General features: G+C 72.1%; 21 protein-coding genes. 12 read left to right on the forward strand and 9 right to left on the reverse strand.

Annotation, left to right across the window (positions count from 1 at the left end):
* Window positions 1–35 precede the first annotated feature (35 nt).
* Window positions 36–893: an SDR family oxidoreductase gene (locus OHU34_RS37620; protein WP_142268912.1), complete on the reverse strand. Its 858-nt coding sequence runs from the start codon at window positions 891–893 to the stop codon at window positions 36–38.
* A 309-nt stretch (window positions 894–1,202) separates the two neighbouring features.
* On the opposite strand from OHU34_RS37620, the gene OHU34_RS37625 reads away from it, so the two are divergent.
* Window positions 1,203–1,922 (forward strand): DinB family protein, encoded by a 720-nt coding sequence (locus OHU34_RS37625; protein ID WP_405770581.1) that lies wholly within the window; start codon window positions 1,203–1,205, stop codon window positions 1,920–1,922.
* A gap of 37 nt (window positions 1,923–1,959) precedes the next feature.
* Here the strand turns inward: OHU34_RS37625 and OHU34_RS37630 are convergent, their stop codons facing one another.
* Window positions 1,960–2,553, reverse strand: coding sequence for a TetR/AcrR family transcriptional regulator (locus tag OHU34_RS37630; RefSeq protein ID WP_230196993.1), 594 nt, complete (start codon window positions 2,551–2,553; stop codon window positions 1,960–1,962).
* A gap of 160 nt (window positions 2,554–2,713) precedes the next feature.
* On the opposite strand from OHU34_RS37630, the gene OHU34_RS37635 reads away from it, so the two are divergent.
* Window positions 2,714–3,700 carry a patatin-like phospholipase family protein gene (locus OHU34_RS37635; protein WP_405770584.1) on the forward strand — a complete coding sequence of 329 codons (987 nt, stop codon included), beginning with the start codon at window positions 2,714–2,716 and terminating at the stop codon, window positions 3,698–3,700.
* A 1-nt stretch (window position 3,701) separates the two neighbouring features.
* Window positions 3,702–5,231, forward strand: a complete 1,530-nt coding sequence (locus tag OHU34_RS37640) for a flavin-containing monooxygenase (RefSeq protein WP_405770587.1) — start codon at window positions 3,702–3,704, stop codon at window positions 5,229–5,231.
* Here OHU34_RS37640 and OHU34_RS37645 read toward each other — a convergent pair.
* Window positions 5,191–5,658 carry a helix-turn-helix domain-containing protein gene (locus OHU34_RS37645; RefSeq protein ID WP_230196996.1) on the reverse strand — a complete coding sequence of 156 codons (468 nt, stop codon included), beginning with the start codon at window positions 5,656–5,658 and terminating at the stop codon, window positions 5,191–5,193. The two genes, OHU34_RS37640 and OHU34_RS37645, sit on opposite strands and share 41 nt — an antisense overlap.
* 91 nt (window positions 5,659–5,749) lie before the next feature.
* On the opposite strand from OHU34_RS37645, the gene OHU34_RS37650 reads away from it, so the two are divergent.
* A complete protein-coding gene (locus OHU34_RS37650; RefSeq protein ID WP_230196997.1) occupies window positions 5,750–6,250 on the forward strand; it encodes a PaaI family thioesterase in 501 nt (166 codons plus the stop codon).
* Window positions 6,251–6,290: 40 nt separating this feature from the next.
* On the opposite strand, the gene OHU34_RS37655 is transcribed toward OHU34_RS37650, so the two are convergent.
* Window positions 6,291–6,977: an SDR family oxidoreductase gene (locus OHU34_RS37655; protein ID WP_405770593.1), complete on the reverse strand. Its 687-nt coding sequence runs from the start codon at window positions 6,975–6,977 to the stop codon at window positions 6,291–6,293.
* A 109-nt stretch (window positions 6,978–7,086) separates the two neighbouring features.
* Here OHU34_RS37655 and OHU34_RS37660 point away from each other — a divergent pair, with 109 nt between their 5' ends.
* Complete coding sequence (locus OHU34_RS37660) at window positions 7,087–7,647, forward strand: TetR/AcrR family transcriptional regulator (RefSeq protein WP_142268905.1); 561 nt, start codon at window positions 7,087–7,089, stop codon at window positions 7,645–7,647.
* A gap of 360 nt (window positions 7,648–8,007) precedes the next feature.
* Here the strand turns inward: OHU34_RS37660 and OHU34_RS37665 are convergent, their stop codons facing one another.
* Both OHU34_RS37665 and OHU34_RS37670 read right to left on the reverse strand, forming a co-directional pair.
* The gene (locus OHU34_RS37665) at window positions 8,008–8,664 is read right to left on the reverse strand and encodes a YceI family protein (protein WP_142268904.1); all 657 of its coding nucleotides are present in this window, start codon (window positions 8,662–8,664) and stop codon (window positions 8,008–8,010) included.
* Window positions 8,665–8,877: 213 nt separating this feature from the next.
* On the reverse strand, window positions 8,878–9,027 hold the full coding sequence (locus tag OHU34_RS37670; protein ID WP_160160048.1) for a hypothetical protein: 150 nt from the start codon (window positions 9,025–9,027) through the stop codon (window positions 8,878–8,880).
* A gap of 140 nt (window positions 9,028–9,167) precedes the next feature.
* Between OHU34_RS37670 and OHU34_RS37675 the strand changes: the two genes are divergently transcribed.
* On the forward strand, window positions 9,168–9,911 hold the full coding sequence (locus OHU34_RS37675) for a GntR family transcriptional regulator (RefSeq protein ID WP_142268903.1): 744 nt from the start codon (window positions 9,168–9,170) through the stop codon (window positions 9,909–9,911).
* Window positions 9,912–10,126: 215 nt separating this feature from the next.
* On the opposite strand, the gene OHU34_RS37680 is transcribed toward OHU34_RS37675, so the two are convergent.
* Window positions 10,127–11,164: a LuxR C-terminal-related transcriptional regulator gene (locus tag OHU34_RS37680; RefSeq protein WP_142268902.1), complete on the reverse strand. Its 1,038-nt coding sequence runs from the start codon at window positions 11,162–11,164 to the stop codon at window positions 10,127–10,129.
* A 238-nt stretch (window positions 11,165–11,402) separates the two neighbouring features.
* On the opposite strand from OHU34_RS37680, the gene OHU34_RS37685 reads away from it, so the two are divergent.
* The 6 genes from OHU34_RS37685 to OHU34_RS37710 all read left to right on the forward strand — a co-directional run bounded on the left by OHU34_RS37685 (window position 11,403) and on the right by OHU34_RS37710 (window position 18,443).
* The gene (locus tag OHU34_RS37685) at window positions 11,403–12,440 is read left to right on the forward strand and encodes a sugar ABC transporter substrate-binding protein (protein WP_405770600.1); all 1,038 of its coding nucleotides are present in this window, start codon (window positions 11,403–11,405) and stop codon (window positions 12,438–12,440) included.
* A 9-nt stretch (window positions 12,441–12,449) separates the two neighbouring features.
* Window positions 12,450–14,054 carry a sugar ABC transporter ATP-binding protein gene (locus OHU34_RS37690; protein WP_405770603.1) on the forward strand — a complete coding sequence of 535 codons (1,605 nt, stop codon included), beginning with the start codon at window positions 12,450–12,452 and terminating at the stop codon, window positions 14,052–14,054.
* Window positions 14,051–15,055: an ABC transporter permease gene (locus tag OHU34_RS37695; protein ID WP_142268899.1), complete on the forward strand. Its 1,005-nt coding sequence runs from the start codon at window positions 14,051–14,053 to the stop codon at window positions 15,053–15,055. The genes OHU34_RS37690 and OHU34_RS37695 overlap by 4 nt, the downstream gene beginning before the upstream one ends.
* Before the next feature lie 41 nt (window positions 15,056–15,096).
* Window positions 15,097–16,794: an amidohydrolase gene (locus OHU34_RS37700; protein WP_405770606.1), complete on the forward strand. Its 1,698-nt coding sequence runs from the start codon at window positions 15,097–15,099 to the stop codon at window positions 16,792–16,794.
* Between the two features lie 27 nt (window positions 16,795–16,821).
* Entirely contained in the window at window positions 16,822–17,778 is a 957-nt protein-coding gene (locus tag OHU34_RS37705; protein WP_142268897.1) for a TIGR03619 family F420-dependent LLM class oxidoreductase, read from the forward strand.
* A gap of 92 nt (window positions 17,779–17,870) precedes the next feature.
* Window positions 17,871–18,443 carry a MarR family winged helix-turn-helix transcriptional regulator gene (locus OHU34_RS37710; RefSeq protein ID WP_020126034.1) on the forward strand — a complete coding sequence of 191 codons (573 nt, stop codon included), beginning with the start codon at window positions 17,871–17,873 and terminating at the stop codon, window positions 18,441–18,443.
* 283 nt (window positions 18,444–18,726) lie between these two features.
* Here OHU34_RS37710 and OHU34_RS37715 read toward each other — a convergent pair whose 3' ends face one another.
* Entirely contained in the window at window positions 18,727–19,437 is a 711-nt protein-coding gene (locus tag OHU34_RS37715) for a gamma-glutamyl-gamma-aminobutyrate hydrolase family protein (RefSeq protein ID WP_405770610.1), read from the reverse strand.
* The gene (locus tag OHU34_RS37720; protein WP_405770613.1) at window positions 19,434–20,924 is read right to left on the reverse strand and encodes an aldehyde dehydrogenase; all 1,491 of its coding nucleotides are present in this window, start codon (window positions 20,922–20,924) and stop codon (window positions 19,434–19,436) included. Before OHU34_RS37720 ends, OHU34_RS37715 begins: the two co-directional genes overlap by 4 nt.
* Window positions 20,925–21,178 lie beyond the last annotated feature (254 nt).

Genomic DNA, 21,178 nt, shown 5'->3' on the forward strand with positions numbered 1-21,178 from the left:
GCGCCGGTGACGTCGACGGAGGGGCCTCGCGCCGGTCAGCCCCGGCTGGCGCGGACGACGTCGGCGAGCGGAGTGGCGGGGCGGCCGGTGAGGCGGGGCACGGCCTCGCTGACCCCGTCGAGCTCACCGGCGGCGACGGCGGTGTAGGTCGACACCCAGGCGTCGAGCTGCCAGCGCGGGGCGCCGTAGGAGGCGCGGGAGGCGTACGCCTCCTCGACGGTCTCGGGCAGATAGGTGACGGTGCGGCCCTGCGTCTCGGACAGGATCACCGCGGCCTCGGCGAAGCTCAGGGAGTCGGGCCCGGTCAGGTCGTACACGCCGCCGGCGTGCTCGGCCGGGCGGGTCAGCACGGCGGTGGCGGCGTCGGCGACGTCGTCCCGCGAGACGAACGCGGCACGTCCGTGCCCGGCCGGACCACGGATGACACCGTCCTCACCGGCCAGATCGGGGACGAACTCCGCGTAGAGGTTGTCGCGCAGGAACGTGTACGACAGGCCGCGCGCACGGATGTGTTCCTCGGTGTGGAAGTGGTCGCGGGCGAGGGTGAAGGTGGCGTCCGGCGCGGCGCCGAAGAAGGAGAGGTACACGAGGTGTCCGACGCCCGCCTCCGCCGCGGCGTCCACGAAGGTCTTGTGCTGGACGAGCCGGTCGGGGCTCTCCGAGGCGGACACCATGAACACGGTCCGCGCACCGTCCAGACCGCGCAGGACGGCGTCGTGGTCGCCGTAACCGCCCTGGACCGGTGTGGCGCCGGGCAGTTCCGGTGCCCGCTCGGGGCTGCGGACCAGCATCCGCTGAGCCACTCCCCGCGCGGCGAGGCGACGGGCGACGCGACCGCCGAGTCGGCCCGTGGCTCCGGTGACCACCAGGGTCGGTCGGGATGATCCGGTCATGCTGACATCACTTCCGTCAGGTCGGTGGGGGTGGTTGACGCCGGTGTATTGAATCCGGAGTCGAGCCCGTCGACGAGCAGGCGCGCGCCGTGGGCGCGTCGCGCCGGAACAGTATGACGCCGATGATCAGGCCCATCCCTTCGTCCGACCGCCGCCACGAGGGAGCGGCCTCCCGAACCCGTGGTGCAGCCCGCTACACCACCTGCCGCTCCGGGGAGCGGGGAATTCGGTGGCGTCCCGTGAGGTGAGCCGTTAACTTCCGCCTGAGCGCGGTGAGTTACGAGGCCGCGACCGTGAGGGGAGCCACGCATGGAGACCGAGGGCGCGCGACCCGATCGTCTGGGGCCACTGCTCGATCAGTTCGACCAGGCCAGGGAGATGGCCCAGGTGCGGCTGACGGGGCTCGGTGACGAGGAGTATCTGTGGGAGCCGGTGCCCGGCTGCTGGTCGCTCCGGCTTCGGGGCGAAGCGGCGACCCCCAGGGCCTTCGGGCCCGGGGAGTGGGTGCTCGACCTGGGTGCCGCGGACATCCCGGCGAACGAGTACGCCGAGGTCGCCCGGCAGGCCGCCGACGGCATGTCCGTCGCGAAGATCGCCGAGGACTGGAGCGTGGGTGTCGAGCGGGTCGAGCAGATCCTCGCCCACACCGGCGCCCCGGAGCCCGACGCGACGCCGATCACGACCATCGCGTGGCGGCTGGGGCACCTGCACTTCGAGTTCGCGGGCATGTGGGAGTGGACCTTCGGTGAACGGCGGCGGGACCCGAAGCTGATGGTCGACTTCACGCCCTCCGCCGCCCCGACCCTGGAGCGGTTCTGGGCGGTGATCGACCGCTGGCGGGAGAGCGTCGCCGGCGTCACCGACGAGCAGCTCGACACGGTCGGGTTCTCGCGGTACCCGTACAGCAACGACCGCGACTACCCGTACATCGGTGTGCTCGCGTCGGCCAACCTCGAATTCATCCACCACATGGCCGAGATCGCGTTGCTCCGGGACCTGTGGCGGTCCCGTTTCACCACCGCCGGCTAGGGCCGGGCGCCCGGCGCCCCGTGCGGGCGCCGCGGCGTCATGGCCGCAGGTTCAGAACGAGCCGCAGTGTGTCCGTGAGGACCGTGGTGGGAACCGACGGGTCGGCCACCCGCTGGATGCCCAGGCCGATACCCAGGCTGAGCAGGGTCATCGCGGCCTGGTCGGCGGGCATGGCCAAGCCGGCCCCCAGTTCCTCGGCCAGCGCCTCCAGGAGCTGGGCCAGCACTGCGCGGACGGCCGTGGCCCGCGCCGTGATCTCACGCCGGAGTTCGTCGTCGTGACGGGCGCGCGTGAGGAACTCGACCTCGAGCGTGGTCCACGCCTCGTCGCCGATGTGCGCTTCGCCCCAGGCGGAGAAGGCCGCGAGGCGGACTTCGAACCGGTCGTCGCCGCTGACGGAGTCCGTCAGCAGCCTCAGCTGCTCGGCACGGATGTCGTCGATGGCGGCGAGGCACAGGTAGTCCTTGTTGCGGAAGTTCGAGTAGACGGCTCCCTTGGAGAACCCGGCTGCTTCCGCCACGTCGGTGAGGGAAGTGGCGGCGTAGCCGTTGCGCAGGAACAGGTCCCGGGCGGTGGTGACGAGCCGTTCACGAGTGCGTTCCTGGCTCTCGACGCGGCTGAGGCGGGCCATGATTTCCGTTCCCTTGTCCGTCCTGTGCGGCGTCCGCCCTGCGCGGCTGTCCCGCGAAGTTCGAAAGCTCTCGGATCCTATCCCCGCAGGGCCTGTTCCCCGATTTCAGATACCGCTAGTATCCGGATCTCGGCGGTATCGCAGAGGGGCGGAGACTGCATTGACCACGACCGGCAGGCGAGCGACACCTTCCCGAGGGCTGGTGCTGGGCTGCGGCGGAACGCTCGGCGCGGCCTGGACGATCGGCGCCCTGCACTCGCTCCAGGAGGCCCTGCGCTGGGATCCGCGCGACGCGGACGTGCTGGTGGGCACCTCGGCGGGGGCCGAGCTGGCCGCCATGCTGGGGAGCGGCATCGGTGTGCGGGATCTGCTGACCGCACAGCTCGGGAGCCAGGACTCCCGTCCCGAACTGGCCCGCCACTTCGCGGCGCCGCCCCGAGGTGTACCGCCACGACCGGCGGCCCTCCTCGGATCACCGCGACTCGCCCGCCGGGCACTGGGCGGCGCCCTGCCCCCGCTGACCGGTCTGTCCGGTCTGTTGCCGCGGGGCCGGGGCGACGCCACCTGGCTGGCGGCCGCCGCCGACTTCCTGGCACCGGACGGAAAGTGGGTGGCCCATCCCGCGACCTGGCTGGTGGCGACCGACTTCGACGCGGGCCGGCGCACGCCCTTCGGGCATCCCGACACCCCGCCGGTCGCCCTGCGGGACGCGCTCCGTGCCTCCTGGGCGGTCCCGGGCTGGTTTCCGCCGGTGCGCATCGGCGGCCGACGTTACGCGGACGGCGGCATCAGCTCCCCGACCTCGGCCGACCTGCTGGTGCCGTGCGGACTGGACGAGGTGTACGTCGTGGCCCCGATGAGTTCGCGGGCTCCCGGGCGGCGCGGCGGACTCGGCCGGGCCGAAGCGGTGCTGCGCCGCGTCATGACCCGCATCCTGAGCGCCGAGTGCGCCGCGCTGCGCGCCGCGGGTACCCGCGTGGTCCGCATCGAGCCCACGGCCGCCGACCTGGCGGCGATGGGCGGCAACCTCATGGACCCGCGCCGTCGTCCGGCCGTGCTGGAGACCTCTCTTCGTACGACGCGGGCGACGGTCCGCGACCGTCTGACAGAGCCCGTGCCCTCTCCCCGCCCGCGTACAGGAGCCTGACATGTCCCGACCCGACGGCACCGCCGCGACCGTCACGCGCGAGACACACGCGGTGGAGGCGCTCATCATCGGCAGCGGTCTGTCCGGCATCGGAGCGGCGGTCAAGCTGCGTGAAGCCGGTCTGCGCGACCTCGTCCTCATAGAGAAGGCGGACGAACCGGGCGGCACCTGGCGGGACAACACCTACCCGGGCTGCGCCTGCGACGTTCCCTCCGCCCTGTACTCCTACTCCTTCGCGCCCAACCCCGGGTGGACGCGGGCCTTCGCCGCCCAGCCCGAGATTCGCGCCTATCTGCACCGCACGGCGGCCACGTACGGGATCACCCCGCTCATCCGCTTCGGCACCGAGGTCCTGCGCGCACAGTGGCACGCGGACGAGTCGCGCTGGCACGTCGAGACCAGCCGTGACCGCTACACGGCGCGCTTCCTCGTCTCGGCCGCGGGACCCTGGCACGAGCCGTTGATTCCCGGGATACCCGGGCTGGCGGACTTCTCCGGTGAGGTCTTCCATTCCTCGCGCTGGCGCCACGACCACGAACTGGCGGGCGCGCGCGTGGCCGTCGTCGGCAGTGGCGCCTCGGCTGTGCAGTTCGTGCCCGCCATCCAGCCGCGGGTGGCCCGGCTGGACCTGTTCCAGCGGACGGCGCAGTGGGTGCTTCCCAAGCCCGACCACCATGTGCCGGGGGCCGAGCGCCGGCTCCTGCGCCGTTTTCCGGCCGCCCAACGGGCCCTGCGGAGCGCGGAGTACGCGGCGATGGAGACCCTGGGTCTCGGCTTCCGGCATCCTGCCCTGCTGCGGGCGGTGCAGCAGGTGGGCACCCTCCACCTCGCGGCCACGGTGAAGGACCGGCGGCTGCGCCGGGCGCTGACACCCGACTACACGCTGGGCTGCAAACGGCTGTTGCTGTCGAACGCGTACTACCCGGCACTGACGCGGCCCAATGTCACCGTCCACGCGACGGCGGTCGAGGCCGTGCGCGGCAACCGGGTCGTCGGCGCGGACGGCACCGGCGCCGACGTCGACACGATCATCCTGGGCACGGGCTTCCACATCCTGGACATGCCCATCGCCCGGCGGGTGTTCGACGCCGACGGTGTCTGTCTGGACGAGCACTGGAAGGGCAGCCCGGACGCCTATCTGGGCACCACCGTCAGCGGATTCCCCAACGCGTTCATCCTCCTCGGGCCGCATCTCGGAACCGGGCACTCCTCGGCCTTCATGGTCCTGGAAGCCCAACTGGAGTATCTGGCGGGCGCGGTGCGGCATTTCCGCTCGGCCGGCTGGGCGGCCATGGACGTCCGTCCCGAAGTCCAGGCCGCCTTCAACGCCGAGGTACAGCAGGCCCTTCCGTCCACCGTCTACAACTCGGGTGGATGCTCGAGCTACTACCTCGACGGCAACGGCCGCAACAGCTTCAGCTGGCCCTGGTCGACGGGCCGGATGCGCCGACGGCTGGCCGGGTTCGACCCGGAGGCGTACGACGTCACACTCATGACCGGGGTCGGGCGCCGGGCCCCAGCCGGGCGGTGACCTCCCCGGGGCCGAGGGCGGAGTGTTCCGCGGAGCACTCGACGACGACGCGGAGCGGGGCGCCGCAGTCGGTGTGGCGCATGTCCAGCACGGGACCCTCGGCGTCGAGGGTGTAGGCCTCGCCCCACTGGCTCAGTGCCATCAGCACGGGCCACAGGTCCCAGCCCTTTCGGGTCAGGCGGTACTCGTTGCGCGGGCGGCTGCCCGGCTCCTGGTAGGGGACGGTCCTCAGGACGCCGGCCGCGGTCAGCTTGCGGAGGCGGTCGCTGAGGACGGCCTCCGACAGGCCGATATGGCGATGGAAGTCGTCGAAGCGGCGGACTCCGTTGACGGCGTCGCGCAGGATCAGCAAGGTCCACTTCTCCCCGATCACGTCGAGCGTGCGCTGGACGGGACAGTTCTCCGTGCTCGCCTCAAGCCACTTCATCCCGCCATCCTAGGGCCCTGGCTTCGTCATTGACAGTCAGCCGACGGGGAGGCTAGCTTCATTTCAAAAAGTCAGATGGAGGCACTGGGCTGTGGGACGAACACGTACGTATCAGTGGGAAGATCCGGCGATCCTCGCGGACGCCGCCGGGCGCATGGCCGGTCTCGACTTCCTGCGTGAGCTTCAGGCGGGACGACTGCCGGGACCGCCCGTAAGTCACACCCTCGACTTCACCCTGGACGAGGTGGAGCCCGGCAGGGCCGTCTTCTCCCTGACGCCCGGTGAGGAGCACTACAACCCGATCGGCAGCGTCCACGGCGGCATCTTCGCCACCCTGCTCGACTCGGCGGCGGGATGCGCCGTCCAGTCCACCCTCCCGCTGGGCACGGCCTACACCTCGCTCGACCTGACGGTGAAGTTCCTGCGGCGGATCACCGCCGACACGGGCCCCGTCCGTGCCATCGGTACGGTGGTCAGCGCCGGCCGTCAAACGGCTCTGGCCCAGGCGCAGTTGCTCGACGCGACGGACCGTCTGCTCGCCCACGCCACCAGTAGCTGCCTGCTCTTCCCGGTGCCTCGCCCTCAGGGATGACCCGGCTCCGTGCCGGACCGGGCCATCCGGCCGGACGGCCTCATGTCGCGCTCGGCGCCGCGGCCAGTCCCTGCTTGACGTACCGCGTGGTCTCGTCGGCGAGGATCTCGGGCAGGCCCTGCTCGAGGCCGATGAGCGCCTGGGCGGCGACGTCGGCGGGGTCGGCCTTCTGGTCGGCGGGAACGGCGGCGGCCATGTCGGTGTCCATGTACCCGACGTGCAGCGCCGACACGGTGATGCCGCGGGGCGCCAGCTCCTCCCGGGTCGCGTTGGTCAGCGCCCAGGCGGCGGCTTTGGTCGCCGCGTAGGAGCCGAGGCCCGCCGGGTGCAGCCAGGAGAGCACGGACAGGACGTTGAGTACGGCGCCGCCGCCGTTGCGCTCGATGACCGGGGCGAAGGTGCGGGTCGCGGCGAGCGGCCCGAAGAAGTTCGTCGCCATCTCCAGTCGCACCGCGTCCAGGCCGCCGGCGATGAGCGGGGTGCCGGTGGAGATGCCGGCGTTGTTCACCAGCAGCGTCGCGTCGGACGCCACGCGGGCCGCGGACAGGATGGACTCCTCGTCCGTGACGTCCAGGCGGAGCGGGGTCGCGCCGGGCAGGTCGACGGTCTCCGGGCGACGCGCTGCCGCGTACACCTTCGCGCCACGCTCCAGGAGCTGGGTGGCCAGCTCGCGTCCCAGTCCGCGGTTGGCCCCGGTGACCACTACGACGGCGTCCTTGAGTTCCATGTCTGCTCCCTGTGCTGTGGACCCCGGGGGAGGGGCCCATTTAGATTACGATCAAAATCTAAACAGAGCATAGAATAGATGGCAACCGACATTCAACCGAGGAGGTCCGATGGGTCGTGTGTCACAGGCGCAGGCGCGGGAGAATCGCGAGCGGGTCGTGCGAACCGCCTCCCGGCTGTTCCGCGAGCAGGGCACGCACATCAGCGTCGCCGACCTGATGAAGGCGTCCGGGCTGACGCACGGCGGCTTCTACAAGCAGTTCGCCTCCAAGGACGCGCTCATCGACGAAGCCACCGCCCATGCCTTCGGGGAACTCGCCCAGCGTCGCGCGGCCGCCCTCGAACAGGGCACCGGGCAGCGCGCCGCCGCCCAGCGGGCGCTGATCGACGCCTATCTGTCCGTCGAGCACCGCGACAACCCGGCGGAAGGCTGTCCCACCGCCGCGCTCGCCCACGACATGGCCCGTGAACCCGGCGCCGACGGGGCGCATCGGGTCTACACCGAGGGCGTGGGCGACTTCGCCGAGTGGCTCGCCACCGAGGACGAGGACGGCATCGCCCGGCTGTGCACGATGCTCGGCGCACTCGTCCTGGCGCGGGCCACCAAGGACTCACCCCTCTCCGAGAAGATCCTCGCCGCCGCGCGGGTGGCCCTGACGGAAGCGGACTGATACCGCCCGGCTCGAGGCGGATCTCGTACGGAGAAGTGCGCATGCGGGCCGGGACGCGCGCTCGACGCGGCGTGGAGGCATGGCTGCATGGCTGCCGGAGTCGCCCGCATCCGACTCTCCGCGGGCTCCCGCCCGCCCGGCGTCGAGACGCCGGGCGGCCGACTTCGACGTGCCACCTATTGAGCCTGTTCACCGCCGCTTGCAGGGCCGGGCGTCGGGTTGCGCGCGGGGGTCCTGATGCGGGTGAGCCCCCTCCCCTCCCGGCTTCGCCACCGCTGCCGGGTCACCACCCGGTGGGCCGTGGGGGATTCATCGCCGACGTCACCAAGGGGGCCCTGCGCTGACTTCCCCCCGAGCCGGTCAGCGCACGGAGGTGCGAATGGCGGCGATGTCGAACTGGAGGCGCACCTTCTCGCTCACCATGGCGCCGCCCTCGGCCAGTCGCGCGTTGTACGTCAGACCCCATTCGGAACGGTCGATGGTGGTGGTCCCGTCGAATCCGGCCCTTTCGTAACCGAACGGGTCGGTGACATGTCCTATGTAGGTGAGTTCAAGGGCTACGGGGCGAGTGGTCTCTTTGATGGTGAGGTCGCCGGTCATGCGATAGACGTCGGGGCCCGCGAGTTGCACGGCGGTACTGGCGAAACGCATACGCGGATGGGTCGCGGCGTCCAAGAAGTCACGGCCGGTCAAATGGGCGTCGCGTTGCTCCACGCCGGTGTCGACGCTTGCGGTGGACAACACGATCTCGGCCCGTGAGCGGGCCGGATCGCGGCCGTCGAAGTAGAGCCGGCTCTGGTACTCCGTGAAGGCACCGCGCACGGTGGTCACCAGGGCGTGCCGGACGGAGAAGCCGATACGGCTGTGCGCCGGGTCGATCATCCAGTCGCCGGTCAGCGCCGCGAGGGCGGGATTCGGCAGGCCGGCGGAGCGATGGGAGGGCGAGTCGGCGGTGCGTTGCGGAGCTGTGGGGGGAGCCGGGCGTCGCGAGGATGCGCCACGGGTGAACAGGTTCATGGTTCACGTAGTTACTGCACCGCAGATATCGCCGCAAGGCTTCCTCGGGAGCGACGGCGGATGAATCCGTACCGAAAGGCTGATACACCATCACGGAATGACCGGCGGATACAATACCCACACACGCCCGTCACTCGATGGTCGAGCGAATCCACGGACTTCGGCAAGCAGTTCCGTAGCGGACCCGCTCGACGAGATCCGGGGAAATCGCCGTCAGGCCGGGACGCCGAGGAGCCGTGGCTGGAGAGCCGGGGTGCTGTGGTAGCCCACCGGCGTGGACAGTTCGAAGAGGGTGCGTTCACCCAGGGCGTCGCGGGCCGTCTCGTACGCGGGCTCCTCCGGTGCTCGCGCGGGGCCGGACATCTCCTCGCTTCTCCGGTGCGGTATGGGGGCCTGTCTGTCGACAGCAAGCGGGGGATCTACGGCGGGGACCGCCCTGGGGTGGGACAGTGTCGACACCGTTGCGTCGGCTGTGAGCCCGGACAGGCAGGGGGAAGTGCCGCATGACCGATCAGGACACGCGCCTCGTGCTGGAGTGCCTCCTGCGGCTGCGGGAGCGGCGTGAACCGCTGGTCGCGCAGATCGCCGAATGGGTCGGCGCGGGCATCATCGAGGGCCGGCTGGAGCCAGGTCAGGACCTCAACAGCGTCGATCTCTCACGCCGGTTCGAGACCAGCCGTACGCCCGTCCGCGAGGCGCTGATGCTCCTCGAACAGGAGGGCCTGGTCGAGATGAGGGCGCGCCGCCGCCCCAGGGTGGCCGCGCCGACCCCGCAGGACATCCGGGACATCTACCAGGTGCGCAGGAACCTCCTGTCGATGCTCGCGGGGCTGCTGGTGGAGCGGGCCGACGACGAGGAACTGGCCGAGCTGCGCACCCGGGTCGAACGGATGCGCAAGCTCGCCGACGGCGGTGACGTCGACGGGTACTTCTGGAACCACGTGCTGCTCCAGGAGCGGATGGCCGAGATCGTCGGCAACCCCACGCTGAAGCAGATCCTGGACTCGCTGGCCCTGCGCACGCTGATGCTGCGGCACCTCGGCCTGACCCGGGCAGGCCGGCTCGCGCACAGCGTCGACTACCAGGAACGGCTGCTCCAGGCCTGCGAGGAGCGGGACGGGGAGCTGGCCTCCGCCCTGATCGCGGGGGCGACCGTACGGGCGCAGCGGGCCGTGGAGGAGCAGTTGTCGCAGGACGGCGCGGCACGCGGCCGGGAGCCCGCACGCGGCCGTCACGCCGCCTCGTAGCCCTCGCCGCAACACCCCCTGAGAACAGTTCGCTTGGCCAACACCCCGCCGTCCACGGGGAAGTTGCCGCCCGTCACCCGCGACCGTGACACGGCGCGTACTCCTACTTGGTGTCGACATCAAGGGTCGGTCATGGGGTTGGAGGCGGGGGAAAGGTATTTCTGTCGACAGCAGTGAGGTGCTGTGCGCTCTCGGCAGGCGGAGAGGCCGGTGTCTCAGGCGGCCGGGAGCCGCTCGACGAAGTGTTCCAGGTCCTCGGTCGTGGGCCTCAGCAGGCCGTCCCGCAGGGCGAGCGCCGTGGCCTCGGCGCGGGAGGCGCTGCCGGTCTTGCGGAGCAGATGCTCGACGTGGCTGTGCACGGTCCGCGGGGACAGGAACAGGGCCTGGGCGATGGCCTGGTTGGTCTGGCCGCGGGCGGCGCGGGTGAGCACCTCCAGCTCGCGCGGGCTCAGACCGTACGGCAGCTCGGTGGGCGTCTCGGTCACCAGGACCGACTGCCGGGCGATCGGTGACCCCGAGGTGCACCGGCGCAGCACGACCCGGTGCCAGTCGCGCCCCACCGGCCACAGTGCCCGCAGCCGCAGGCCGCCCGAAGCGGTGAACTCCGCGACCAGGCGGCGGAACGCGGGGTCCGTCAGCACCCTGGCGGGCCCGCGGCCGGGCAGGTCGATGGAGCCGTCGGCCGTGACCAGGTTCGCGCCCGCGGCGGCCGGCAGGTCGTGGATGTCGCCGCTGTGCGACGTCGGGTCGGCGAGCGCGCCGAGGGCGGGCAGGATCGAGGCCAGCAGCCGGCGCGCCTCCGTGTCGTAGGTGCCCGGCCCCGCGGCGGACAGGTTGACCAGTCCGACCAGGCGGCCCTGGTGGCGCAGGGCGCCGGTCAGCGCGTCCCGGAACCCGGCGGGGCGGACCCGCTCGGCGTAGAACCAGCCGTTGCGGAAGCGCTGCCCGCCGGACGTCATGTCCTCGACGTCCTCGGTGATGGACTGGGGCAGGCTCTGCCGGACCACGTTGGCGTACCAGGGCGTCGAGGTGAACTCGGCGGCCAGCGACTCGGACGTCCCGGCGGGGTAGCCGATGCCCGCGAGCTGTACATGGGTGCCCCTGATCGGATCGATGGCGAGCAGTGTCGCCGCGTCCAGCGGGAGGGCGTGAGCGAGCTCGTGCAGGGCCTGGGCGCAGGCGGACGCGGTGTCGCGTTCGCGGGTGAGCATGCCGATGCGGGTGGCTGCCGCGAGCTGCTGGTGGCTGATCATGCGGGCCTCCGGGAACCCACGACCAGGAATGTCGTTTGGTCCCTAACGATATGGGTCCTTCGGTGGCCGGACAAGACGTTCGCCGATTTCGTGACCGGACGTCCGCCACCACCGCCCAGCTCTTCGGACGGTCGGTATTTGTACGGATGGCGGGCCGGGACGCCCGGGTCTTTCCTGTTCGGACAGCCGGACGCCCGACGTCAGCAGGACCGGGCCACATTCCTCGGAGACCGCCGCCATGAACAGATTTCCGTCCCCTTCCCAGGCCTCGCGCCGGCAGTTCCTCGCCCTGTCCGGCGGCACCCTCGCCACCGCACTCCTGGGCGCCGCCGGCTGCGCGGCACCGGACGAGGGGACGAACTCCACGCAGGCCGCGGGAGCCTCGGCGACGGGGGCGCGCACCCTCGGCCGGATCGGCCTGGACTACCCCTTCACCCAGCTCCCGCTCTACTCGACCCTGGTCAAACTGTCCTCCGCCGCCGCCAAGAAGCACGGCGTCTCCCTGCTGACCACGAGCGACGCGAGCAGCGCCGACACCCAGGCCACCAATCTGCACACCTGGGTCTCCCGGAAGGTCCCGGCCATCGTGTCGTTCCCGATGGTCTTCGAGGCCGCCGAGTCGATCGCCGAGGCCGCCATGGACGCCGGGCTGATCTGGGTCACGTACGGCGGATCGCTGGAGCACCAGAGCGCGGACATCCAGTTCAGCTTCCGCGAGGGCGGCACGCTCCTGGGGGAGGCCGCCGCCCGGTGGGCGCACGAGCGGCTCGGCGGCAAGGGCAAGATCGCGTTCCTCACGGACGACACGATCCAACTCGGCCGCGAGCGCACCAAGGGCATGATCGACGCCTTCACCAAGGCCGCGCCCGGCGTCGACGTGGTCGCCCGGGAGCAGGCCATCGACCCCGACACCGGGCTGTCGAAGTCCCGCGCCCTGCTGGCCGAGCACCCCGACCTCAACATCATCCTCGGGGTCACGGACGCCGCCGCGTACGGCGGGTTCAAGGCGCTCCAGCAGACGGGCCGCGGGACGACCGACGCCAGGACCTTCGTCGGCGGACAGGACGGCGCGGCCCCCTCCCTCCTGGCGATCAAACAGGGCACCTTCTACCGCGCGTCGGCCGCCCTGGCGCCGCAGGACATCGCGAACGCCGTCGTCGACGTACCCCTCGCGGTCGCCGCGGGGAAGACGAACCCCGGCGTCCAGGTGCCCATCACGCTGGTCGGGCCCGGCGACACCGCGCGCATCGACGCCCTGCTCGCCCAGAACTCCTAGGCGCCCGCGATGACGGAACCGACCCTCCGCATCAGCGGCCTCGGCAAGTCCTTCGGCGGCGTCCGTGCACTGGACGGCGTCGACCTCACCGTCCCGGCGGGCCAGGTGCACGCGCTCCTCGGCCACAACGGCGCCGGCAAGTCGACCCTGATCAAGTGTCTCGGCGGCGCCTTCCCGCCGGACACCGGCACGATGGCGGTGAACGGGACCGCCCACACCCGGCTGAGTCCGCGCGAGTCGATCGCCGCCGGTGTGGCGATCATCTTCCAGACGCTCAGCGTCGTCGACTCCCTGACGGTGGCCGAGAACATCTTCCTCGGTCAGGAGTGGACCCGGTACGGAACCGTCCACCGACGCGCCCAGGAAGAGGTGGCCGCCGGTCTGCTGGAGCGGGTGACGGCAACCTGCTCGCCTCGCGACCGGGTGGGAGAACTCCCCATGGCGCAGCGGCAGTTGGTGGAGATCGCCAAGGCGCTCAGCCGCAGTGCCTCGGTGCTCGTCCTGGACGAACCCACGGCAGCCCTGTCCGGGTCGGAGGGCGACGCCCTCGCCGCGCGCGTCGAGCACCTGCGGGACCAGGGCCTGGCCATCGTCTACGTCACCCATCTGCTCGCCGAGGTGGAGCGACTCGCGGACGCGGTGACGGTACTGAGGGACGGCCGCGTGAGCCACCGCTCGACGGTCTCGGGGCAGACCAGAAGAGAACTGGTGGAGGCCATCGTCGGAGGGGCGTCTGCCGGGCACGGCCCGGGAGAACGACTCACGGTGCGCGGGGAACCGCGCGACCGGCCGCGGACGACCGTACCGCCGCCGGACGACAAGCGGCCCCCGTCCCACAGGCGCCCACGCGCTCCCCGCCTCACCGTGGCAGCCCTGCAAGGCCCCGGCTTCGGCCCCGTCGACCTGGCCGTCGCGGAGGGCGAGATCGTCGGCCTGTACGGCCTCGTCGGCGCAGGCCGCACCCGCATCCTCGAGACCCTCTTCGGCAGGCGCCCCGCGACAGCCGGAACCGTCCGCGTGGGGGACCGGACCGTCACCGTGACCCGTCCCGCGGACGCGCTCGCCGCAGGCCTCGCCCTCGTCCCGGGGGACCGACGCCGACAGGCGGTGTTCCCGGTGCTGAGCGCACAGGACAACGCGCTGCTCCCGTCGGTACGCACGCTGGCCCGGCACGGAGTGCGGGCCCTGCGTGCCGAACGGCGGATCTTCGGCGCGCTGTCCGAAGCCGTGGGGCTGCGCCCGGGCCGACCACGGCTGCCGGCCGCCGCCTTCTCCGGCGGGAACCAGCAGAAGCTCGTCCTCGGCAGGTGGATCAATGACGCGCGCGACATCGGCGTGCTGCTCCTGGACGAGCCCACCCAGGGCGTCGACGTGGGCGCCCGCCAGGAGATCTACCAGGTGGTGTCCTCGCTGGCCGAACAGCGGGACACCGCCGTGCTGTTCGCCTCGAGCGACCCCGAGGAGATCGTCGCGCTCGCCCACCGCTGCCTGATCGTCGCCGCCGGCCGTGTCGTCGGCGAACTGACCGGCGCCGGGCTCACCGAGGCCGCCCTGCTCTCGGCCGTCCACGAAGCCGACCACCCGACCTCCCCGAGCCCGGAAGGAGCGGCATGACCACCGCGACCACGACCACAGCCTCCACCGACCCCTTCCCGCCGACCCCGCGAGCGCGGGCGGACGTCGGGCTGAACGCCGTACGGCGGCATCCGCTGCTCCTCGTCCTCGCCCTCATGGTGCTGGTCTTCCAGCTGACGACCGGCACCTTCCTGGACGCGGGCAACCTGCGCGGCATCGCCACCGACGCCGCCACCCTGGCCATCGTGGCCGTGCCCCTGGCCCTGCTGGTCATCAGCGGCTACCTCGACCTCTCGGTCGGCTCCACCCTCGCACTCGGCGGACTGGTGGCCGGCTGGCTCGCCGGGCAGCAGCACCAGCCCCCGCTCGTCGCCGTCCTCGGCGCGCTGGCGGTGGGCGCCGCGGTCGGTGCCGTGAACGGCATCCTGTGCTGCTACCTGGGACTGTCCGCGTTCATCGTGACGCTGGGCATGCTGACGGCGGTGCGCGGCTTCGCCCAGCAGCTCTTCCCGCTGCCGCTGAGCGGGTTCGGCTCCGGGTTCGCCTGGCTCGGCGGGTCGCGGATCGCCGGGATCGACGCACCGGTCGTCCTCGCCGCGCTCGTCCTGGTCGCGGGCGCCCTGTTCCTGGCGCTCACCCCGGCCGGGCGGCACGTCTTCGCGATCGGCGTCAACCGGGAGGCCGCCTACCTCTCCGGCATCGCCGTCCGCCGTACGCCGTTCGCGCTGTTCCTCGTCACCGGGGCCGCCGCCGCGCTGGCCGGGGCGATCAAGGCGTCGGTGCTGGACAGCGTCGTCGCCGGCACCTCGGGGGCCGGGTTCGAACTGACCGTGCTCACCGCCGTCCTCCTCGGCGGGGTGGCGCTCACCGGCGGCTCCGGTTCGGTCCTCGGTGTCCTGCTCGGCGTGCTGTTCCTCGGCTGTCTCCAGAACGGCCTGACACTGCTGAGCGTGCCGACGTTCTGGCAGCAGATGGCCCAGGGCACCGCCCTGGTCGCGGGAGCGGCCCTCGCCTGCCTCGGCCCGCGACCGACCCGGTGACGCGCATCGCCCCACCCCGCCCCCACTCCGAGAGGACCCACGTGAACGACAGTGCCCCCTCCCTCGTCCTGACCGGCGGCCAGGTCCTGACCGTCGACGCCGACTTCACCGTGAGCGAGGGCGTGGCCGTGCGCGGGCGGGACATCGTCGCCGTCGGCAGCGACGCGGAGATGCGCGCCCTGGTCGGACCCGGCACCCGGCTCGTCGAACTCGGCGGCCGGAGCGTGCTGCCCGGCATCAACGACTCCCACCTCCACGGAGCCGCGTACGGCCTGACCAAGCCGCCGTTCGCCCTCGACGTCGGCCACCCGGCGGTCGGATCGATCGCCGACATCGCCGACGCCGTCGGGCGGGCGGCCCGCACGGCCCGGCCCGGCGACTGGATCATCGGCCTGGGCTGGGACACCGGCTACCTGGCCGAATGTCTGGCCGACCCCGGGCGCTTCCCGCACCGTCGGGACCTCGACAAGGTCGCACCCGACCACCCGGTCTGTCTGACCCACTTCTCCTCGCACCTCGTGTGGGTCAACAGCGCCGCGCTGCGCCGTTGCGGCGTCGACGGGGCCGACCGGCCCCCGCCGGGCGGTGTCATCGACGCCGACCCCGACGGCCGGCCCACCGGCATCCTGCGTGAGGCCGCCCAGGAACTCGTCAACGCCCGGCTGCCCTCGCCCACCGTCGCGCAACGCCGCGAAGCCGTCCGGGGTGTGGTGCGCGAACTCCACACCCGTGGCATCACCAGCTACACCGAGCCGGGACTCGGCCCCGGCGGCGCCACCTCCCTCCTCGGCGGGCTGAGCACCGACAACTGGACCGCCTACGCCGAACTCGCCGCGAGCGGAGAGCTCCAGGCCCGGGTCAGCGTCCTGCTGCTGCCCGCCCCGATGGGCGGCTCGGCCGACGACGTGCGCAGGGGACTGGCCGAACTGCGCCGCCCGGGCACCGCGGACCCGCGGCTGCTGAACGCCATCGGCGTCAAGATCTTCGCCGACGGGGTGCCGCCCAACCGCACGGCGTGGATGAACGAGCCGTACGCGGACGGTGGCCATGGCGCGCTGTGCGTGCACGGCGACACACCGGCCCTGCGCAGCGACGAACTGCGCGAGATGATCCGCGTCGCCCATGAGGCTGGCTTCCAGCTCGGCGTGCATGTCACCGGCGACCGGGCCATCGACGAGGTCGTCGACGCCTTCGTCGCCGCGAACACCGCCGTGCCGCGACCGGACGCCCGGCATTACGTCATCCACGGCGACTTCGTCGGCGCGCGCAGCCTCGCCAAGCTGGCCGCCCACGGCTACGGCGTCAACATGAACCCGGCCATCAAGTGGACCATCTCCGACCTGATGGACGAGGTCGTCGGCCCCGAGCGCTCCGCCTACCAGTGGCCCGTACGGTCGGCGGTCGAGGCCGGGGTGACCGTGTGTGCGAGCTCCGACGCGCCGATCACGGAGCCCGACTGGCGGCAGGGGGTGACCGCGATGCTGCTGCGGGAGTCCAAGGCCAGCGGCCGGCCCAGCGGGCCCGAGCAGTGCGTACCGCTGGCGGACGCGCTGCGCTCGTACACGGTCAACCCGGCCCGACAGGACTTCGCCGAGGGCTGGAAGGGGTCGATCGAGACCGGGAAGGTCGCGGATCTGTGTGTCCTGGACCGCCCCCTGCTGGACCGGGACCCGCACACCCTCACCGACGCCGAGGTGGACCTGACGGTGTTCGACGGCCGGATCGTGCACGAGCGCTGAGCAGGCACGGAACACGGAGGAGAAGAAATGACCACCGCAGACGCGACCGGCGCACCTCGGATGCTGCTCGTCCTCAGCGAGAACTGGACGCTCACCGGCGGCCGGGCCGACCTGCCCGCCGCTGTCCGGTGGGCGCGCGAGGCCGAGGAAGCCGGCTTCGACGCCGTCATGGTCAGCGAACACATCGTGCTCGGCCCGGACGCCGCCGCCGACGGAGTCATGGGCAACCCCCGCGACTACGCCCTGCCGGGCAACCAGGACCCGTTCACTCCCTGGCCCCACTCGCTGCTCCTGCTCGCCGCCATCGCCTCCGTCACGGAGCGCCTGCGCCTGGCCGCCGCCGCGGTCCTGGCACCCCTGCGCCACCCGCTGCTGATGGCACGGGAACTGGGCACCCTGGACCTGATCAGCGAAGGACGCCTGCTGGTGCAGCCGACGGTGAGCTGGAGCCGGGACGAGTACGACGCTCTGGGCGTCCCCTTCGGGCGGCGCGGGCGGCTGCTCGACGAGCACCTCGACATCTGGGCGAAGGCCTGGGGAGCGTCGCCGATCTCGCACGAGAGCGAGCACTACCCGTTCCGGGACGTCCACTTCGAACCCAAGGCGTTCCGGCCCACCGGACCACGGCTCTGGTTCGGCGGTCAGCGTCTCGGCGGGCCCGTCCTGCGCAGGCTCGTACGGTACGGCCACGGCTTCCATCCGCTGGGGCGGCCGACACCGCAGGACCTGCGGACGCTCAGGGAGGCCATGGCCGCGGCCGGCCGGGACATCGCCGACCTGGAGATGATCGGCGGCACCCGTGCGGTCTTCCCCGACGACCACTCCACCGCGGACCTCGGCGCGGCGCTCGCCTGCATCCCGGAACAGCTGGAACTGGGCTTCACCACCTTCTGCGTCAAGCCCAACCAGTTCATCGACGACCCCTCGGCCGTCGGCGCGTTCTGCCGTGAGGTGATGCGCCGCGTCGCGGCACTCACCGCCTGAGGAGGCGCACTCCCCATGGGCCTGTCGTTTCGTACAATTTGAGTCCGAACAACACGACGACCCACGCGTCACGTGGCCGAAGGAGTGTGCCGATGCCCGGCCAGCGATCCATCGCCGAAGCCGAGAAGCTCGCCGAGGCCAAGCTCGGCGGCATCCCGTTGCGGCGGGAGCAGATGGCCGTCGTCGCCAACATCTACCGCGCCGCCTCGGCGGTACGGCAGCATTTGGAGAACTCCGTGCTGCGCGGCTCGGACCTGACGTGGACGGCGTTCGTCGTGCTCTGGGTGGTGTGGGTGTGGGGGGAGTCGGAGACCCGGCACGTCGCCGAGGAGGCCGGGATCTCCAAGGGCACGCTCACCGGCGTGTCGCGGACGCTGGAAGGCCGGGGCCTGCTGCGGCGGGCCGGACATCCCGCCGACGGCAGGCTGGTCCTGCTCAGCCTCACCGATGAGGGGGAGGCGCTGATGAAGCGCCTGTTCCCGGCCTTCAACGAGGAGGAGGCGTTCGTCGCGAGCCGGCTCAGCGACGACGAGTGCCGAAGCGTCGCCGACGGGCTGCGCCGCGTCGTGCGTCAGGTCGAGGAGAAGGGCGAGGAGCGCCGCACGGCCCTGCTCGACGGCGCCGCCCCGGCCCCCCGCCGCAGTGGCCGCCGCCCGAAGGCCTGACCTTGCCGAAGCCCTGACCCCGCCCGCTGGAGCCGCCGGATGCCGCCCTTGCCGGGGCAGGAGATCGCGCTGGTTGCCGCCCGGCCGCGCCGCTTGCCGGTCTGAACGGGCAGCCCGGCGCGCCGCCTGCGCGTTCGCCCGCATCTCCTGCCCGCGCTGATCGCGCGCCCGCCCGGACCGCCCGCCCGCACTGCCTGCCGGGGTCACCCGTCGGCACGGCCTGCCGGGATCCGCCGCTCGCGCTGCCCGACCGCGCCGGGCGGTCCGGGAGGCGTGGGCGGGGTCAGTGGCTGTCGCGGGCGGCCCGGACCAGTGCGTCGAAGAGTCCCTGTTGTGCGGGATCCTCGTGTGCGGTGTCCTCCGGGTGCCACTGGACGGCCGTGAACCAGCCTCGCGCGCCGGGGAGTTCGAGTCCTTCCACGGTGCCGTCGGCGGCTCGTGCGGTGATCGTGAGCCCCGCCGCGATGCCGTTCACCCGCTGGTGGTGGTAGCAGGAGACCTCCACTTTCTGTGCGCCGGTTGCCCGCTCCAGCAGCGTGCCGCGGAGCACCTCCACCGGGTGCACGACGTGCCGGTGTTCGCGCCCGGGCCCGCCCATGTCCTGTTCCAGGGTGCCGCCGAGGGCGACGTCGACGACCTGGAGGCCCCGGCAGATCGCGAGCAGGGGCAGGCCCGAGTCGAGGGTCCGCCGGGCGAGTTCGAGGTCGAAGGCGTCCTGGAGGTCGTCGACGTCGTAGACGCTGCCGTGGGTGTCCGTGACGCCGTAGCGATGTGGGGCGAGGTCGCCGCCGCCGGGCAGCAGGACGCCGTCGAAGCGGGCGAGGCGGGAGGCGACGTCGCCCCTGGCGGGGTGGATGGTCGCCGGTTCGCCGCCCGCCCGCCACACGGCCTCGATCAGGGCCCGGGCGTTGACCTCTGCGGCGTACCGGAGCGCGGAGGTGGTGGCGGAGAAGCGGGCGGGGATCGCGATGAGCGGGCGTACGGACGTCGTCACAGCTGGATCCAGGTGGTCTTCAGTTCGGTGTACTTCTCCAGGGCGTGGGCGGACTTGTCGCGACCGTTGCCCGACTGCTTCATGCCACCGAAGGGGACGGTCAGGTCGCCCTCCTCGTAGCAGTTGACCCAGACCGTGCCCGCCCTGAGCGCGCGCGAGACCTGGTGGGCGGTGGACAGGTCGGAGGTCCACAGGCCGGCGGCGAGACCGTACTCGGTGGCGTTGGCCAGGCGGACCGCCTCGTCGACGTCGTCGAAGGCGAGCACGGACAGGACGGGTCCGAAGATCTCCTCGCGGGCCAGGCGCATCCCCGGGTCCACCCGGTCGAAGACCGTCGGCTCCAGGTAGCTGCCGCCGGTGTCGGCGAGGACCCGCTCGCCACCGGCCCGGAGCCGGGCGCCCTCGGCCAGCCCGGTGCCCACATGCTCCCGTACCCGGTCGAGATGAGCCTCGCCGGCCAGCGCGCCCATCTCGGTGGCCGGGTCGAGGGGGTCGCCGACCCGCAGCTCCCGGGCGCGGGCCACGACCGCCTCGGTGACGCGTTCGGCGATCGAGGAGTGCACCAGCAGACGAGAGGGTGCGGTGCACATCTCGCCCTGGTTGAAGAAGATGCCCCAGGCGGCGGTGGCGGCGGCCTTCGCCAGGTCGGGGGCGTCGGGCAGGACGATGTTGGGGGACTTGCCGCCCAGTTCGAGCCAGACGCGCTTGAGGTTGGAGTCGGCGGCGTAGTGCAGGAAGTGGCGGCCCACGGCGGTGGAACCGGTGAAGGCCAGGACATCGACGTCCGGATGCAGCCCGAGCGCACGGCCCGCCACCGGCCCCTGGCCGTTGACCACGTTGAGCACGCCCGCCGGCAGCCCGGCCTCGGTCGCGATCCGGCCCAGCAGCAGGGCGGAGAGCGGTGAGTTCTCCGACGGCTTGAGCACGACCGCGCAGCCGGCCGCCAGCGCCGGGGCGACCTTCCAGCCCGCCAGCGTGAGCGGGAAGTTCCAGGGCACGACCGCGCCGACGACCCCGGCCGGCTCCCGCGTGACCAGGGCGAGCGCGTCGGGAGCGGTGTGCGGGGCCTCGTCGGTGAGCTTGTCCGCCAACTGCCCGTACCAGCGGAAGGTGTTGATGAGGGCCCGCAGCTCGATCCCGTACGCGTCGGTGACGGGCTTGCCCATCTCCAGAGTGACGGTGAGCGCCAGTTCCGTACGCCGTTCCTCGAGCAGGTCGGCGATCCGGAGCAGCGTCCGGCCGCGATCGGCGGGTGCGAGGCGCGGCCAGGGGCCGGTGTCGAAGGCCCGGCGGGCGGCGGCCACCGCGGCGTCCACCTCGGCCGCGCCCCCGTCGGCGACCCGCGCCAGTACCTGGCCGTCCCGGGGCGAGACGGCGGCGAAGGTGGCTCCGCCACCGCTTTCGTCGGCGCCGTCGAGGTGATGGGCGCCGGGCACCTCAAGGGTCTTGGCGCGGCGCAGCCACTCGTCGTGGGTGAGGTCCGGCATGCCAGGTCTTCCCTTCACGGGGCATCATTTGATGTCAAACGATATGGCCTCACGGGTTTCCCCACAAGGCTCGGCGACCTCCCCGCATCCGGCGGGACCCTGCGCCAGGGCTTGACGTGTACTTGACGTAGTGGCTTCATGGGAGCGCTCCCACACGCTATCCCCCGCACCCCCCACCCCCTCTGCCGCCTGAGTTTCTTGGCCTCACTTCTGGAGTCGCAGTGAGAACAGCAAGGAGCACGACACCGAGCACG

This window comes from Streptomyces sp. NBC_00080, from assembly GCF_045041255.1.
Lineage (GTDB): Bacteria > Actinomycetota > Actinomycetes > Streptomycetales > Streptomycetaceae > Streptomyces > Streptomyces coriariae.

What these genes read in the sequence shown, in the direction of transcription:
- OHU34_RS37620 (WP_142268912.1), bottom strand. Translation starts at nt 893, where the DNA reads ATGACCGGATCATCCCGACCGACCCTGGTGGTCACCGGAGCCACGGGC.
- OHU34_RS37625 (WP_405770581.1), top strand. Translation starts at nt 1,203, where the DNA reads ATGGAGACCGAGGGCGCGCGACCCGATCGTCTGGGGCCACTGCTCGAT.
- OHU34_RS37630 (WP_230196993.1), bottom strand. Translation starts at nt 2,553, where the DNA reads ATGGCCCGCCTCAGCCGCGTCGAGAGCCAGGAACGCACTCGTGAACGG.
- OHU34_RS37640 (WP_405770587.1), top strand. Translation starts at nt 3,702, where the DNA reads ATGTCCCGACCCGACGGCACCGCCGCGACCGTCACGCGCGAGACACAC.
- OHU34_RS37645 (WP_230196996.1), bottom strand. Translation starts at nt 5,658, where the DNA reads ATGAAGTGGCTTGAGGCGAGCACGGAGAACTGTCCCGTCCAGCGCACG.
- OHU34_RS37655 (WP_405770593.1), bottom strand. Translation starts at nt 6,977, where the DNA reads ATGGAACTCAAGGACGCCGTCGTAGTGGTCACCGGGGCCAACCGCGGA.
- OHU34_RS37660 (WP_142268905.1), top strand. Translation starts at nt 7,087, where the DNA reads ATGGGTCGTGTGTCACAGGCGCAGGCGCGGGAGAATCGCGAGCGGGTC.
- OHU34_RS37665 (WP_142268904.1), bottom strand. Translation starts at nt 8,664, where the DNA reads ATGAACCTGTTCACCCGTGGCGCATCCTCGCGACGCCCGGCTCCCCCC.
- OHU34_RS37670 (WP_160160048.1), bottom strand. Translation starts at nt 9,027, where the DNA reads ATGTCCGGCCCCGCGCGAGCACCGGAGGAGCCCGCGTACGAGACGGCC.
- OHU34_RS37675 (WP_142268903.1), top strand. Translation starts at nt 9,168, where the DNA reads ATGACCGATCAGGACACGCGCCTCGTGCTGGAGTGCCTCCTGCGGCTG.
- OHU34_RS37680 (WP_142268902.1), bottom strand. Translation starts at nt 11,164, where the DNA reads ATGATCAGCCACCAGCAGCTCGCGGCAGCCACCCGCATCGGCATGCTC.
- OHU34_RS37685 (WP_405770600.1), top strand. Translation starts at nt 11,403, where the DNA reads ATGAACAGATTTCCGTCCCCTTCCCAGGCCTCGCGCCGGCAGTTCCTC.
- OHU34_RS37690 (WP_405770603.1), top strand. Translation starts at nt 12,450, where the DNA reads ATGACGGAACCGACCCTCCGCATCAGCGGCCTCGGCAAGTCCTTCGGC.
- OHU34_RS37695 (WP_142268899.1), top strand. Translation starts at nt 14,051, where the DNA reads ATGACCACCGCGACCACGACCACAGCCTCCACCGACCCCTTCCCGCCG.
- OHU34_RS37705 (WP_142268897.1), top strand. Translation starts at nt 16,822, where the DNA reads ATGACCACCGCAGACGCGACCGGCGCACCTCGGATGCTGCTCGTCCTC.
- OHU34_RS37710 (WP_020126034.1), top strand. Translation starts at nt 17,871, where the DNA reads ATGCCCGGCCAGCGATCCATCGCCGAAGCCGAGAAGCTCGCCGAGGCC.
- OHU34_RS37720 (WP_405770613.1), bottom strand. Translation starts at nt 20,924, where the DNA reads ATGCCGGACCTCACCCACGACGAGTGGCTGCGCCGCGCCAAGACCCTT.